We start from the raw sequence: 14422 nt of genomic DNA, 5'->3' as shown, positions 1-14422 counted from the left end.
CATAACCAGTTATACAAAAATAGGTTTTTTCTTTTTCCCGGCTTTAATTTCTGTACAGAGGATGTAGTTTCCCCTTTTCTGATGGTATTTATCACTAAGATTCCAGCCACTGTTGTACCCCTTTGTCATTTACTCTAATTCAGCTAAATTCGCAGGGTTTAATACTCGTTGTTCAGGCCGCCAATTGTTCGAAACCGGGTCTGTGACAAAAAGGGTTCGGAAAACGCCTTTGAAGAGTTCTTAAACAAAAAGGGCCGGTTTTAAACTGCCGGTACTAAAAAATTGTTCTTACTATCAAATTAAAATAAAATTAATAACACATGGCATACGATGTAGTAGTGTTGGGAAGCGGTCCGGGCGGTTACGTAGCGGCTATCAGGGCATCTCAACTGGGTTTAAAAACCGCAATTATTGAAAAGGAAAGCCTGGGAGGTATTTGCTTAAACTGGGGTTGTATTCCTACTAAAGCTTTATTAAAGAGTGCGCAGGTGTACAACGACATTAAGCATGCGCAGGATTTTGGAATTGAAGCGACGGGTAAACCCAACTTCGAAGCTATTGTAAAACGTAGCCGTGGTGTAGCAGATAAAATGAGCAAAGGTGTTCAGTTTTTGATGCGTAAAAATAAAATTGACGTGGTAATGGGCTTTGGTAGCTTAAAAACCAAAGGCCAGGTAGAAGTAAAAGGCGCTGACGGGAAAACACAGATTGTAGAAGGTAAACATATCGTTATTGCAACAGGTGGCCGCAGCCGTGAGTTACCTGCTTTAAAGCAGGACGGTAAAAAGATCATTGGTTACCGCGAGGCAATGGTGTTACCCCAGCAACCTAAAAGTATTATTGTAGTAGGTAGTGGCGCGATAGGTATTGAGTTTGGTTATTTCTATAACAGCATTGGTTCTAAAGTGACCGTGGTAGAATTTTTACCGCGCATTGTTCCGGTTGAAGATGAAGACATTTCAAAAGAACTGGAGAAAAACCTGAAAAAACAAGGTATTGATATCTTAACCAGCAGCGAAGTTACTTCGGTAGATACCAGCGGTAGCGGTGTAAAAGCTAAAGTAAAAACGGCTAATGGTGAAGTAGTGCTGGAAGCAGATGTGGTATTGAGCGCTGTGGGCGTTGCTGCAAATATTGAAGGTATTGGTTTGGAAACTGTAGGTGTTAAAACCGAAAAAGGAAAAATCAACGTAGATAAATTTTATAAAACCAATGTAGCGGGCGTATATGCTATCGGGGATTGTGTTCCCGGCCAGGCGCTGGCACACGTAGCGAGTAAAGAAGCGATCATTTGTGTTGAGGCGATTGCGCATGCTGAAGGCAAGTACAAACATCAGCCTGAAGCCATAGATTATAACAATGTACCAGGTTGTACTTATTGCTATCCCGAAGTAGCAAGCGTAGGCTTTACAGAAGCAAAAGCGAAAGAAGCTGGTTATGAAATTAAAGTAGGTAAATTCCCGTTAAGCGCCAGCGGTAAAGCCAGCGCCGCGGGTCATGCTGAAGGTTTTGTAAAAGTGATCTTTGACGCCAAATACGGCGAATGGTTAGGTACACACATGATCGGTTACAATGTTACAGAGATCATTTCTGAAACAGTGGTAGGCCGTAAACTGGAAACTACTTACCATGAAGTATTAAACGCCATTCACCCGCACCCCACTATCAGTGAGAGTGTGAAAGATGCTATTGAAGTAGCTTACGGTGAAGCAATACACTTATAATAATTGAATTGGGTTAATAAGTAAGCCTCCCTTCCGGGAGGTTTTTTATGCCCGGCAGATCCTTATCTTTAAACTATTCTGACTCATTCATGCAATCGTTTTGGTAAAGTGATTAAAAAAGCAATAATGAAAAAATCAGTGATTCTGACCGTGTTGTTGGGTATAGCATTTTTCTCGCATGCCGCCACCGTTGATACGGTTAATATATACAGTGATGCTATGAACAAAAGTGCGGCCTGCGTAGTGATCAAGCCCCAAAGCTATGCGAAGGCCAGCGCGTTCCCTGTTGTGTACCTGCTGCATGGAGCTGGTGGAAAATACGCCACCTGGATCATCCGGGTGCCCGAATTGCAGGCTTATGCCGACCAGTACCAATTGATGATAGTATGCCCTGACGGAAGTGCTGACAGCTGGTATTTTGATAGTAAAATAAACCCCGCTATTCGGTACGAAACCTATATCAACAAAGAAGTACCAGCTTACATTGACGCCCATTATAAAACACAGCAAAACCGGCATGGCAGAGCTATTACTGGTTTGAGCATGGGTGGGCATGGAGGCTTATTCCTGGGCTTTCGTCATGCGGATACTTTTGGAGCCTGCGGCAGTATGAGCGGCGGCGTGGATATAAGGCCGTTTGCTAATAAATGGAATATACAGCATCTTATCGGCAATCCTGACTCGGCGGGCTTTGACTGGAAAGATTATACAGTAGCTGAAGCCATTGAAAACTATCCGAAAGATTCCATTGCTATTATTTTCGATTGTGGTGTGGATGATTTTTTTATGAAACCAATAAAGCCCTGCATCAAAAAATGCTGGCGCTAAAAATTCCGCATGACTATACGGAGCGGCCCGGCGGCCATGCCTGGCCATACTGGAAAAATTCGATCAAACATCAATTGTTATTCTTCAGAAGCTATTTTGATGAAATGAAAATCAGGAAACCATAAATAAAAACAGGTTGCTGTGATGCAGTTTTACTATATTAGTCTTCTATATTAAAATCTTATGAGTAAAAAACACCATTGTGTACTTCAATATTTTTGTTGATGAGTTTGTTGTATTATGCAAACCTAACCGCACAAGTTTCAAAGGCAGACACTACTGTTTTTAAGGCTGACTCTACCATTTATGAGAAGGTGGATCAAAAAGCGGCTTACCGGGGCTCCTGGCTAAACCATGTGCAAAGGAACCTCAACATGCGGGTACCCGTAAATAATGGAGCACCTTATGGAACTTATACTGTGGTAATTGGTTTTGTTATCAATACTGACGGCTCTTTGACTGATTTCTCGAAACTTACTGATATGGGCTATGGTATGGAGGAAGAAACTATTCGGGTTATCAAAAAGTCCGGCAGATGGATTCCAGCTTTGCTTAATGAAAAAGCGGTTAGATCTTATAGAAAGCAACCGCTTACTTTTCTAATTAACCGAATGTAAATTCACTCAGTGAGGAGAAAGATTCTCATTTCGGATAGTCGCTAACCATTGCGAGAAACTCGATATGCCTTATCAGTAATGTTAATTAAGCTGGTTCGCACCTCAATATCATTACTTTCCAATAAATTTGCCGCTAAAATTCTGGCCGATGCCTTTCAATCAATTATTAGTTGTATACCTGATTAGTTTACTGCTTGTTTTACTACCGTCGTTTGGTTTATCTAAATTATTCAAGAAAGCCGGTCACGAGTCGTGGAAAGCCTATGTACCTTTTTACAATACCTGGATCATGCAGGAGATTGCGCAACGGCCCAAACACTGGGTGTTCTGGCAGTTTATACCCGTTGTCGGCTGGTTTATCACTCCCGGCATCTTTATTGAATTTGCAAAGGTATTCTGCCGTTTTTCTTTTGGCGATCACGCTGCTGCATCTTTACTGGCGCCCTTTTATTTTCCCTGGTTAGCTAATAATAAAGATGCGCGTTTTATAGGCGCGGAAGGAGTGCGAAAGCATAAAAAGCCAGGCTGGCGCGAATGGGTAGATGCGGCTATTTTTGCGGTAATTGCAGCTACCCTCATCCGTACTTTTATTTTCGAAGCCTATACCATCCCTTCCAGCTCCATGGAGAAAACCCTGCTGGTAAGAGATTTTCTTTTTGTAAGTAAGTTCAGTTATGGTCCGAGAATACCCAATACACCACTGTCGGTTCCATTTGTACACAACTATTTACCCGTTACCAATGGTAAATCATATACTACTTTAATTGAGTTACCTTATATCCGTTGGTTTGCAGCACCTGTAAAAAGAAATGACTGCGTAGTATTTAACTTCCCCGCGGGAGACTCGGTGATACATCGTCCTGAATTTGAATCGGCCAATCCTTATTATGATATCAAAAGAAGAGCGGCAGCAGGATCAGAGACAGATCAATACATATTGAGCAACCCCGATGAATTCCCTGTTGTTTCTCACCCACTGGATAAAACAGATAACTATATCAAACGTTGCGTAGGTATTGCCGGCGACTCATTAAAGATTGTAGAAGGTATTGTTTACATCAACAACAAACCTGGCTACGTATCTCCTACCTCGGCAACCTACTACACTTTTAAAACCAAGAACAACCTGCAGGTTGATGAAGATTTCCTGAGAGATGCGGGTATTGCGTTGAATATGGAAAGCGGCAGCCCCGACTTCAGCGCATGGCAGGACGGTATTTATCATATCAACCTCACTTTACCAGAGTTGGAAATATTAAAAAAGCTACCCGCTGTAGATGCTGCCAGCATTACCAAAGAAGTAGCTCGTGGTGATGCCAGCTCAGAAAGTCTTTTCCCCTATTATGATGTAGCTCATGCCTGGACCGTAGATAATTATGGCTCCATCTGGATCCCTAAAAAAGGAGGCACCGTAACTTTAAATGCGGAGACCTACCCCGTGTATGAGCGGGCCATCCGCACTTATGAGGGCAATACCCTGGAGAACAGGAACGGCGCTTATTTCATCAACGGCCAACAAACCAATACCTATACCTTTAAAATGGATTATTACTGGATGATGGGCGATAACCGCCACAAAAGCCAGGATAGCCGCTTCTGGGGCTTTGTACCCGAGAGCGCTGTGGTAGGTAAGGCATGGATGATCTGGTTCAGTTATGATAATGGCCCCAGATGGAAGAGACTGTTTAATATTATTAAGTAGGGAGACAGATGACAGATCACAGATGACGGTTGACAGCTCTAATCATTCTGGATGTATTTAGAAATGCTCAGCTTTTCCATGTACAGTTGAATCTCCAATGTCTATTAAAGAGCCCGCTTTCATTTAACCGCCAGGAGGCAAGGACGCTATGTATCGGATAAACTGAGTACTGGTACCTCTGCTTTTATTGAGTATGTAAACAAGCATATCTGTTAAACGAGCTGAAAAGTAGGTAGTATCGGTTACCATTATATGCTCTTCCCCCTGTCAACTTATCAACCAGTCAACTTATCAACCTATCAACAAGTCAACTATCTAACTATTCAACTAAAACAACTACCTTCGCACCGCTTTTAACAAAGCACAGCGTTTCCCGGGTGCCGATCCGCCAGACTGGCGGCTAAGCTGAGATAATACCCGTAAAACCTGATCAGGGTAATGCCTGCGCAGGGAAGGAAGAACTTTCTAATCCTTTCTCATTTCAGCATTTCCCTCTCATTAATTTTTTAACCCGCCTGCCTTGAGGTATGGCAAAACAGAAAAAACAAATGAAGAGGATTTTCATGTTCATTGGCTTGTCATGTACAGCCGGTTCATCTCTTTTCGCTCAAGGGACAGTATCCCGTCAGACAGTGTTCAACTCTTAACTCCTGTTGAGGTGCGTTCTACCCGGCTCAACGAAAAATCGCCCTTTGCTGTAAGCAATATTGGCAAAAAGGAAATCGCCAAACAGAACCTGGGGCAAAATTTTCCTTACCTGCTCAACCAGATACCTTCGGTGGTAACCAGCTCCGATGATGGTGTAGGCGTAGGCTATTCGTCTATGCGGATCAGGGGTACGGATATAGCCCGTACCAACGTAACGTTCAATGGCATTCCGGTTAACGATCCCGAATCACAGGGCGCCTTCTTTGTAAACTTCGGCGATATCGCCTCCTCCTCCAGTTCGATTCAGCTGCAACGCGGCGTGGGCTCTTCTACTAACGGCGCCGGTGCCTTTGGCGCGTCTTTAAACATTTACAATATTGAACAAAATAAACAGGCATTTGCCACCATCAGTAATGCTTATGGCTCCTTCAATACCTGGAAACACACCCTGCAAGCCGGTACAGGCCTGTTACGGGGCGGGTTCCAGTTTGATGTACGTTTGTCCAAGATCAACTCAAGCGGTTATATACAACGATCTAACAGCGATTTAAAATCATTGCAGTTTTTAGCCGGCTGGACCTCTAAAGACGAAATGACCAATATCAAATTCAACCTCTTATCGGGTAAAGAAAAAACCGGTCAGGCATGGAACGGTATTGGCACTATTTTCTTTGAAGGGCAGGGTGCTGAGGGGCTGAATTATAGTGAACAATTAGACCTCGCCGGAAGACGCACCAACACGCTTGGTAAAATGGCCGATGGAAATTATTATGATGACCAGACAGATAACTATCAGCAGGACTATTACCAGTTGTTCCTGAATCACAAATTCAATCAATACTGGTCGTCTAACTTAAGCTTCTTCTTAACCCGGGGTAAAGGCTACTATAACGAATACAGAAAAGGCGATCCGTTTTCTGATTACGGATTACAAAATCCCGTGATCGGCGATTCTGTAATCACCACCACCAATCTTACCCGCCAGCTTTGGCTGGACAATCATTATTATGGAACCGTTTTTTCATTAAACTATAGCAGGAATAATACAGACATCAATATAGGCGGTGCTTATACCCAATACGACGCCAGGCATTATGGATTTATACGATGGGCCGATGTTGGGGTTCCGGTAAACTACCAATGGTATAATCTTCCTGCATCTAAAAATGATTTTAATATTTATGCCAAACTGCAACAGCAACTCTTTACTAACTTTTACGGGTTTGTAGACGTACAGCTAAGATCAGTAGATTATGTCATTAATGGCTTCAGGAAAAACCAGGGATTAAAATCAGGGGACAATACACTTTCTTTAACCCTAAAGCCGGTGTCAGCTACATTATGAAGCACGCCAACACAGCCCAGAGCAAAGTTTATGGATCGGTAGCGATTGCCAACAAGGAACCCAACCGGAACGACTTTGAAGCAGGTGCAACCCAGGTGCCCAAACACGAGCAATTAACCGATATCGAATTGGGCTACCAGTTTAATTCGAGAAAGTTGGAAGCCGGCATTAACGGCTATTATATGAAGTATAAAAACCAACTCATTGCTACAGGAAAGATCAATGATGTAGGCGCTGATGCCCGTATTAATGTAGACAACAGCTACCGTGCGGGTATTGAGCTAACCACAGCGTATCGACCTGCTTACTGGCTGCAAGCCAGTGCTAATGCCACTTTCAGCCGTAATAAAATAAAAAACCTGGTGCAATATAATGTTGATTATGACAATGACGGTCAGCTCAGCGAATCTTATAACAATACGGATATTTCGTTCTCCCCTAATATTGTAGCAGGAGCTTCGGTAACATTTGAGCCTTTTACAAAGCCGGAAAGCAAACAGCACTTCTACCTGGATCTGCTTGAAAAATATGTAGGCAGACAATACCTGGATAATGCACAAAACAAGCTCAGGAGCATTAACCCCTACGCGTTAACGGATGCAAGGGTTCGCTACCAGTTTTCATCCAATACTTTTAAAGACATCAGCATCATATTGATGGTGAATAATGTTTTCGATAAAAAGTATGAAAACAATGGTTATACCTATAGTTATTTGTACGATGGTGTAATGACTACGGAAAACTATTACTTTACACAGGCAGGCACTAACTGGAATATTGGACTAACGTTCGGTTTCTAAAAATATAAAGACCAGCAGAACTAATAGCTCTGCTGGTCTTTACTATATCAAATATCACTACTTATTCTGCCTCAAACGCATCCCTCCAAGCCAAAACACCACCTTCTACATTCACTGTTTTTTTGAAGCCCTGCGAATCGAGGTACAAACAGGCAGCAGCACTTCTTTTGCCACTACGGCAGTGTATAATAATTTCTTCGTCCTCTTTACCCTCTAGCGGCCCCAGGTCTCCATTTTGTATATTTCCCAGGGGAATTAATGTTCCTCCTATATTATACTCTTCGTATTCGGCCGGTTCCCGGCAATCGATGAGGTTTTACTTTTTCACCATTGTCAATTTTTTCTTTTAATTGCTGAACGGTAATGGTTTCCATAATATTTAATGTTTGCTTTTATATTTATTCAATTTCTACGCTATCGGGGCGAGCCGGGGTTTGCCCTCCTAAAGAGTCTACAACCGCGCTGTAGCACTTACCCAGATATCCATCACCTGCCCGGCCCTGATGCTGATGATATGCCCCTCGTCATCGAAACGCTCGGGGCTCTGCCTGTAAACATACGCATTGGCAGTGTCGCGCACTCCCGGATCAGGAATAATAGAAGCCAGCTCAATGCCTTTTTCTTTTAATAATGCCCTTGCCTGCGCCATGGTAAGTCCGATTAAATTAGGTATGGCATATGCAGTATTACTTAATTCAGAACCAATCACAAGATCAACCTTGCTTCCCATGCGGATCTGAGCTCCCGGTTGAATCAATACACCATTATATAATTGTTCGAGTACAGAATTTTTTGCAAAATCCGGTCTGAAAGTGGTGTCTCCCAATTTCAACCCTGCCGCTTCCAGCTCTCTTAGGGCATTGCGAAAACTTCGGCCTACAATATTGGGCATCTGTGTATAAGGAGGCTGCGACATATTATAAGTAATATAAACCGTACGACTCGATTTTACCACTTCCAGCTCATCGGGCACCTGCCTGATCACCTGCAGCGGCGCAATGGTATCCTGGTACACGCTGTCCTGTATTTCTACGGTAAACCCGGCTGCAGTTAAAATTCTTTGTGCTTCTGCCAACGACTTACCCGTTACCCCAGGTACGGTTTTGGCATCATCATGATTGGTGAACCAACCTAAAGAACTGATTAACGCAACAAATAAGATCACCGCTAAAAGAAATCCAACCAACAGGTTTACCCAAAGAGGCCTGCCCGTAATAAATCTAAACATTCGACAAATTTATATAGTAAACGTACATAATTTTTTGTTGCCAATTTCAATTACCTCTTCCCGCAGAAAATTTTATGCCAGTTATATCCTCGTCATTCTGCTATACGAAACATTCTTCTACCAACAGGCTGTAAAAGTCTTTTAAATTACCGCCGGCTGCAGCTACCTGTTGCGGTATTAAGCTGGCAGCGCTCTGGCCGGGAATGGTATTTATTTCCAGCATAAAAGGCGCCCCAATCGCTTCACTATAAATAAAATCGACACGAATCACTCCCCTGCAATTAAATGTAGCATATACCTGTCGGGCTGCCGCTCTTATTTTCTCAGCAATCGCCTCATCTACCCGGGCAGGTGTCACTTCGGTAGACTTACCTTCATATTTCGCTTCAAAATCAAAAAACACTTTGGAGGCATCTGCCTGCACTTCTGTCATCGGAAGGGTAATAATTTCGCCCTTAGACTTATAAACACCAATGGTAAACTCACGTCCTACAATCATCTCCTCTACCAACACCTGGCTATCTTCTTTAAAAGCCTTTTCTATTGCCGGCTGCAATTCTTCCGGCTGCAATACCTTACTCATGCCAATGCTCGATCCGCCACTATTGGGCTTTACAAACAATGGTAACTGCAGTTGCTGCAAAATTTCAGCTGCTTCAACGGGAGAATGATCAAATAACAAGACAGATTTTGCCACATTAATGCCCGATTTGCCCGCCACACCTGTTGTGTAGCTTTTATTCATGGTAAGGGCCGATGTAGCAGCGCTGCACCCGGTGTAAGGAATGTTAAGCATGTCGAAATACCCCTGAAGTTTACCATCTTCACCCGGCGTGCCATGTAAAGCAATGAGCACCGCATCAAACCGGATCTTTTGACCTTCCTGCTGTATGGTGAAATCATTTTTATCGACAGCTACCGGATCACCCTGGCCGGGCTCATAATACCAGCCTTCACGCGTAATATTTATTTTATAAACATTATACTGTTCCTTGTCCAGGTTGTTTTGGATGGTGGTGGCGCTTTTATAAGAGATCACGGCTTCGCCGGAATACCCACCTGTAACCAATGCAATATTCTTTTTCATGCTGAATTATGTATTTAAGGTTTGCGGACCTCCCAATAGCAGGCCTGACTTTTTTGTTATGAAAAACCTCACAGGCGGTATACCCTGTGAGGTTTTAAGCGTAGCTCGATAAAGAACACGCTATAATTTCTTAAACGTGTAATTTATCTTTCTTCTCCATCAGCTGATCTACTGTTTCCTGGTACATTTCGTCAGGCACACAGCAGTCTACCGGGCAAACCGAGGCACATTGAGGCTCTTCATGAAATCCCTGGCATTCTGTGCATTTATCGGGAGTAATATAATAAGTATCTACTGCAAAGGGTTCATTTTTAAAATGTGCATCCACCACGTTTCCATTCATTAAAGTAAATGCTCCGTTTACCGATGTACCGTCTGAAATAGCCCATTCTACCCCACCCTCATAAATTGCATTATTTGGGCACTCAGGTTCGCACGCTCCACAGTTTATACACTCATCTGTAATTTTTATTGCCATATCCTATTGTTTGTTTTATGAAACTATATTTGTTCTTATAATCTGCAAAATTACTGAATGGACTTGAAATAGGCGTTACCAACCATCAAACAAAATTCATATAAGCGGCTCATGACCGCTAAATTCGCTTTTTGAAGAGCGAATCAACAAAAAACAAAACAATGATTCTACAAAAACGTATTGAAATATTAGTGCAGCTAGGACAGTATATGCAGGAGAACAGCGAAGAGTGGCAACAGGTAAAGCAAAAGGCTTATGTGCATAACGGGTGGTTCCTGCCCGAATTTATTGATCTGAGTGTTAATAATATCGTCAGCTACTTCCTGCAGCAAGAGGCATTAGAAAACTGGGTCAGCCAGTACCCGGGTTTGGCGCAGGAGCCTGCATCGCCCCAATTGGTGGGCATTGTTATGGCTGGTAATATCCCTTTGGTTGGTTTTCACGACTTCCTATGTGTATTTATCAGCGGACACCGCAGTCTTATTAAACCATCGTCGAAAGATGAGGTGCTGATTAAGCACCTGGTGGCTAAAATGATTGAATGGGTGCCGGAGCTGGATGAATGCATAGCTTTTGCTGAGCTGCTCAAAAACTGCGATGCCTATATTGCCACAGGCAGCAACAGTACGGCCGGGCATTTTGAATACTATTTTGGCCGTTTCCCTCATATTATCCGTCGTAACCGCACTTCTGTGGCTATTCTTACCGGCAATGAAACGAAAGAAGAGCTGGAGCAGCTGGCTGATGACGTTTACCTGTACTTCGGCATGGGTTGTCGCAATATCACTAAAATATATGTGCCCGGAGACTATGATTTTGAAACGCTCATCAATATTTTTAAGAAGTATGAATACCTGGCAGATCATCACAAATACAAAAATAATTACGATTACAACCTGGCCCTGCACCTGCTGAACCATAACTTTTACATGAGTAATGCTTCACTGCTGTTAATTGAATCAGGCAGCCTTTTTTCACCCGTGAGCCAGTTAAATTATGAAATTTATGACGATATCGAAAAAGTAAAAGAGTCACTCAGCAGTAACAGCGATGTACAATGTATAGTAGGCAGTGGCTTTATACCTTTTGGCCGTGCTCAATACCCGTCACTGACCGATTATGCCGATGGAGTGGATACTATGCAGTGGGTGGCCACCCTTGGCTAAGTTGGGACCTTTAACATATAATTGATGATAGAAGCGAAATAAATGCTTATCATTCAGCGTCAAACAAAACAATTCACAAAGTACGAAGACTTTAGTAAAACTTTGTTAAACTCAAATCTGACAAAAAGAAATACATCTGACAATTTGTTATTTTGTGAAGGAATAGGAATAGTTTTTGAATAACTCATTAAAAAAGTGAACAAGAGTATGAAAGTTAAACAGTTAGTATTGGTAGTGCTAGTTAGCGTACTATCAGCTTTTGCGGGAGTTTACATTTATGGAAAATTTTTCAGGGGCGGTTCTGCCGGACTAGGATTGCCCGTTGATGGAAAACTACCCGTTAATTATGCCAGTTTTTTTGACAATAAGGGAAATGCTGCCGAGCCCACAGATTTCACCAAGGCTTCGCAGTCTGCGGTTCCGGCGGTAGTACATATTAAAACCAAAATACCGGCTAAGCAGGTTACCAATGATCTGCCTAACAGCAGGGGCGGTGGCCGCGATCCGTTTGAAGATTTTTTGGAGATTTCTTTGGCGGCGGTGGTATGGGCCCGCAAATCATTCCTGAGCAAAGAGCTTCCGGTAGCGGGGTTATTATTAGCCAGGACGGGTATATTGTAACCAATAACCACGTTATTTCTGACAGAGATGGCAAGGGCATTGCACCTGAGATCAAGGTAACATTAAATGAAGGAAGAAAAACCTATACGGCGAAAGTTGTGGGTCGTGATCCAAGTACCGACCTGGCTGTTTTGAAAATTGAGGCTACCAGTCTGCCTTATCTTATTTATGGTAATTCTGACAACCTTCAGTTAGGACAATGGGTATTAGCAGTGGGCTATCCATTTAACCTGGAAGCTACTGTGACAGCAGGTATTATCAGCGCAAAAGGCAGAAGCATTGGTATTAACAGCCAGCAAAGCCAATCACCGGTAGAATCATTTATTCAAACCGATGCTGCTGTAAACTCCGGTAACAGTGGTGGTGCTTTAATTAATACCAACGGGGAACTGATCGGTATCAACTCAGCAATATTGGCTCCTGGTGGTACCTATGCAGGATATTCTTTTGCGATACCTTCTACCATTGTTAGAAAAATAGTAAATGACATTGTGAAATTTGGTGATGTGAAGCGTGGCTACCTGGGTGTTACCTATTCCCCTCAGTCTGCCCAGAACGAAGAATACCTGAAAAGAGCAGGTTTACAGGATGGTGTGTATGTATTGGGTACCGATCCTGACGGAGGTGCCGGTAAAGCGGGTATTAAGAAAGGTGATATCATCACCAAAGTAAATGGAAGGGATATTGTTTCGGGACTGGAAATAAGCGGAGCTATTGCAAGTGCACAACCTGGCGATAAAGTAAAGCTTACTTATGTTCGCGCCGGCAAAGAATCTACTGTTGATGTAACCTTATCGGCTCAATCGAAAATGGTACAGATTACTTCAGCTGAGGCTATTGGCGATCGCCTGGGCGTGGATCTGAAAAATGTTGAAACGCAAAGAGCTACCCAATTGAAAATAAAAGGTGGTGTAGAAGTAACCAATATTAAATCTGATGGTCCTTTGAGAAGAACACGTATGGAAAAAGGATTTATTATTACTTCGGTAAACGGAAGAGAAATCAAGAACGTAGATGAGTTTGCTCAGATGCTGGGACAGGCTAAGGGAAGTACCATCGAACTGGTGGGTATCTACCCGGGCTATAGCGGAAGGTATAGCTACCAGATAAATTTATCGGGAGATGAAGCCGATGGTGGAGCATTCTAAAGAATGTTATTAAAAATATCAAAGAGCCCGTGGTTTGCAACCACGGGCTCTTTTTGTATTACTGCGCCAATAATTAAAGGTTTACTTGAAACACGAAAAGGCTTTTTAACTGCTTTATGTGCTGCTGTTTTAGCAATGGTAGCCTGCAGGTCAGAAAGCTTTTCAGGCTTGTAGCTATTTTTGCGAACATCGGCATTAAACAACTTTTCATACCACGTGCAGGCCGCTGTAAAACGCCCATAATCCAGGTTTAAATGATAGCCGTCCCTGGTGTAATGATCACCAATGCTTGAGGTTCGCCCGTTTTGAACCGCAGTACCGGAGGGCACAATAAATTTAAACCAGCCTGACTTACTGAGCTTCTTTGAAACATCCACTATCTGTTCGTACATTATTTTCTGCTGCCTGTTATAATTGGCGAATCCTGTGTGCTTAGAATCCTGCTGATAGGCCCAGGTTTGGTGATAGATGAGGGCCACACCGGGAGCTTTGGATTTTACATAATTGATCAGCAAGGGTAAGTGCTTCATAATAACATCGTACTTTCCCGAAAGCGGGCTGGCCTGTTGTAAGCTGATATAATCCCAATTCTCATCAGCAATAGCTTCTTCTATGCTAACATTCCTCCTGGTTATCTTTTCTCCATCCAACTGCGTCTTACGGTAGTCATAGGCTCTTTTATTACTATCAGCATTTTTTACATGCAGATCAATAGGTGCACCGCCAATATACATATTACCGATAACTATTTTTTTATTATTGGCTTTCGCCAGATCATATAAATAGTTCTCCAGCGCATCCTGCGAAAAGCTGTTCCCAATAGCTAAAACTTTTAAAACATCAGGATCTTTTGCTGGTTGAGCTGCTAAAGAATAAACCTGAAAAACAATAAGGGCAATTAAAACAATACATTTTTTCATAGGGTTAAAAGTATAACTTTTATACAGTTAACAAACATCGGCCGGCCACTCCTGTACCAGACAAGGAAATGATACGGTTTGCTACCCGCCCCATTATTACTGAGCAGACA

Annotated in this window: 15 protein-coding genes and 1 riboswitch; of the genes, 10 read left to right on the top strand and 5 right to left on the bottom strand. The window is 42.7% G+C overall.

What is annotated here, in order from left to right; genetic code table 11:
* The first annotated feature begins 320 nt into the window (after nt 1-320).
* The 7 genes from lpdA (at nt 321) to MKP07_RS36845 (ending at nt 7664) form a co-directional block, all read left to right on the top strand.
* Entirely contained in the window at nt 321-1724 is a 1404-nt protein-coding gene (gene lpdA, locus MKP07_RS36875; protein WP_240853011.1) for a dihydrolipoyl dehydrogenase, read from the top strand.
* Between the two features lie 126 nt (nt 1725-1850).
* Nucleotides 1851-2552: an alpha/beta hydrolase gene (locus MKP07_RS36870; protein WP_240853010.1), complete on the top strand. Its 702-nt coding sequence runs from the start codon at nt 1851-1853 to the stop codon at nt 2550-2552.
* On the top strand, nt 2540-2677 hold the full coding sequence (locus MKP07_RS36865) for a hypothetical protein (RefSeq protein ID WP_240853009.1): 138 nt from the start codon (nt 2540-2542) through the stop codon (nt 2675-2677). The genes MKP07_RS36870 and MKP07_RS36865 overlap by 13 nt, the downstream gene beginning before the upstream one ends.
* A gap of 99 nt (nt 2678-2776) precedes the next feature.
* A complete protein-coding gene (locus tag MKP07_RS36860) occupies nt 2777-3169 on the top strand; it encodes an energy transducer TonB (protein ID WP_240853008.1) in 393 nt (130 codons plus the stop codon).
* Nucleotides 3170-3317: 148 nt separating this feature from the next.
* A complete protein-coding gene (gene lepB, locus MKP07_RS36855) occupies nt 3318-4871 on the top strand; it encodes a signal peptidase I (protein ID WP_240853007.1) in 1554 nt (517 codons plus the stop codon).
* A gap of 364 nt (nt 4872-5235) precedes the next feature.
* Nucleotides 5236-5342, top strand: a riboswitch (TPP riboswitch).
* A gap of 49 nt (nt 5343-5391) precedes the next feature.
* Complete coding sequence (locus MKP07_RS36850) at nt 5392-6864, top strand: TonB-dependent receptor plug domain-containing protein (RefSeq protein WP_240853006.1); 1473 nt, start codon at nt 5392-5394, stop codon at nt 6862-6864.
* A complete protein-coding gene (locus MKP07_RS36845; RefSeq protein ID WP_240853005.1) occupies nt 6861-7664 on the top strand; it encodes an outer membrane beta-barrel protein in 804 nt (267 codons plus the stop codon). The genes MKP07_RS36850 and MKP07_RS36845 overlap by 4 nt, the downstream gene beginning before the upstream one ends.
* Nucleotides 7665-7725: 61 nt before the next feature.
* Here MKP07_RS36845 and MKP07_RS36840 read toward each other — a convergent pair whose 3' ends face one another.
* The 4 genes from MKP07_RS36840 to MKP07_RS36825 all read right to left on the bottom strand — a co-directional run bounded on the left by MKP07_RS36840 (nt 7726) and on the right by MKP07_RS36825 (nt 10457).
* Entirely contained in the window at nt 7726-7920 is a 195-nt protein-coding gene (locus tag MKP07_RS36840; protein WP_240853082.1) for a rhodanese-like domain-containing protein, read from the bottom strand.
* 195 nt (nt 7921-8115) lie between these two features.
* Nucleotides 8116-8892, bottom strand: a complete 777-nt coding sequence (locus MKP07_RS36835) for a PASTA domain-containing protein (protein ID WP_240853004.1) — start codon at nt 8890-8892, stop codon at nt 8116-8118.
* A 100-nt stretch (nt 8893-8992) separates the two neighbouring features.
* A complete protein-coding gene (locus tag MKP07_RS36830; RefSeq protein WP_240853003.1) occupies nt 8993-9979 on the bottom strand; it encodes a D-alanine--D-alanine ligase in 987 nt (328 codons plus the stop codon).
* A gap of 130 nt (nt 9980-10109) precedes the next feature.
* On the bottom strand, nt 10110-10457 hold the full coding sequence (locus tag MKP07_RS36825; protein WP_240853002.1) for a 4Fe-4S dicluster domain-containing protein: 348 nt from the start codon (nt 10455-10457) through the stop codon (nt 10110-10112).
* 161 nt (nt 10458-10618) lie between these two features.
* On the opposite strand from MKP07_RS36825, the gene MKP07_RS36820 reads away from it, so the two are divergent.
* The 3 genes from MKP07_RS36820 (at nt 10619) to MKP07_RS36810 (ending at nt 13392) form a co-directional block, all read left to right on the top strand.
* Nucleotides 10619-11623 carry an acyl-CoA reductase gene (locus MKP07_RS36820; RefSeq protein WP_240853001.1) on the top strand — a complete coding sequence of 335 codons (1005 nt, stop codon included), beginning with the start codon at nt 10619-10621 and terminating at the stop codon, nt 11621-11623.
* 207 nt (nt 11624-11830) lie between these two features.
* Nucleotides 11831-12244, top strand: a complete 414-nt coding sequence (locus tag MKP07_RS36815) for a hypothetical protein (RefSeq protein WP_240853000.1) — start codon at nt 11831-11833, stop codon at nt 12242-12244.
* Complete coding sequence (locus MKP07_RS36810; protein WP_240852999.1) at nt 12169-13392, top strand: trypsin-like peptidase domain-containing protein; 1224 nt, start codon at nt 12169-12171, stop codon at nt 13390-13392. Before MKP07_RS36815 ends, MKP07_RS36810 begins: the two co-directional genes overlap by 76 nt.
* Here MKP07_RS36810 and MKP07_RS36805 read toward each other — a convergent pair.
* Nucleotides 13389-14312 (bottom strand): DUF4886 domain-containing protein, encoded by a 924-nt coding sequence (locus tag MKP07_RS36805; RefSeq protein ID WP_240852998.1) that lies wholly within the window; start codon nt 14310-14312, stop codon nt 13389-13391. The genes MKP07_RS36810 and MKP07_RS36805 overlap by 4 nt on opposite strands.
* Between the last annotated feature and the right edge of the window lie 110 nt (nt 14313-14422).

Origin of the sequence: Paraniabella hibiscisoli (assembly GCF_022512515.1) — a bacterium.
Lineage (GTDB): Bacteria > Bacteroidota > Bacteroidia > Chitinophagales > Chitinophagaceae > Niabella > Niabella hibiscisoli.
This window is presented reverse-complemented; position numbering and strand designations above follow the sequence as displayed.

Excerpts from the sequence above, each read along its gene's own strand:
- MKP07_RS36805 (WP_240852998.1), bottom strand. The coding sequence starts at position 14,312 with ATGAAAAAATGTATTGTTTTAATTGCCCTTATTGTTTTTCAGGTTTAT.
- MKP07_RS36870 (WP_240853010.1), top strand. The coding sequence starts at position 1,851 with ATGAAAAAATCAGTGATTCTGACCGTGTTGTTGGGTATAGCATTTTTC.
- lpdA (WP_240853011.1), top strand. The coding sequence starts at position 321 with ATGGCATACGATGTAGTAGTGTTGGGAAGCGGTCCGGGCGGTTACGTA.
- lepB (WP_240853007.1), top strand. The coding sequence starts at position 3,318 with ATGCCTTTCAATCAATTATTAGTTGTATACCTGATTAGTTTACTGCTT.
- MKP07_RS36810 (WP_240852999.1), top strand. The coding sequence starts at position 12,169 with ATGGGCCCGCAAATCATTCCTGAGCAAAGAGCTTCCGGTAGCGGGGTT.
- MKP07_RS36830 (WP_240853003.1), bottom strand. The coding sequence starts at position 9,979 with ATGAAAAAGAATATTGCATTGGTTACAGGTGGGTATTCCGGCGAAGCC.
- MKP07_RS36825 (WP_240853002.1), bottom strand. The coding sequence starts at position 10,457 with ATGGCAATAAAAATTACAGATGAGTGTATAAACTGTGGAGCGTGCGAA.
- MKP07_RS36815 (WP_240853000.1), top strand. The coding sequence starts at position 11,831 with ATGAAAGTTAAACAGTTAGTATTGGTAGTGCTAGTTAGCGTACTATCA.
- MKP07_RS36835 (WP_240853004.1), bottom strand. The coding sequence starts at position 8,892 with ATGTTTAGATTTATTACGGGCAGGCCTCTTTGGGTAAACCTGTTGGTT.
- MKP07_RS36845 (WP_240853005.1), top strand. The coding sequence starts at position 6,861 with ATGAAGCACGCCAACACAGCCCAGAGCAAAGTTTATGGATCGGTAGCG.
- MKP07_RS36820 (WP_240853001.1), top strand. The coding sequence starts at position 10,619 with ATGATTCTACAAAAACGTATTGAAATATTAGTGCAGCTAGGACAGTAT.
- MKP07_RS36865 (WP_240853009.1), top strand. The coding sequence starts at position 2,540 with ATGCTGGCGCTAAAAATTCCGCATGACTATACGGAGCGGCCCGGCGGC.
- MKP07_RS36860 (WP_240853008.1), top strand. The coding sequence starts at position 2,777 with ATGAGTTTGTTGTATTATGCAAACCTAACCGCACAAGTTTCAAAGGCA.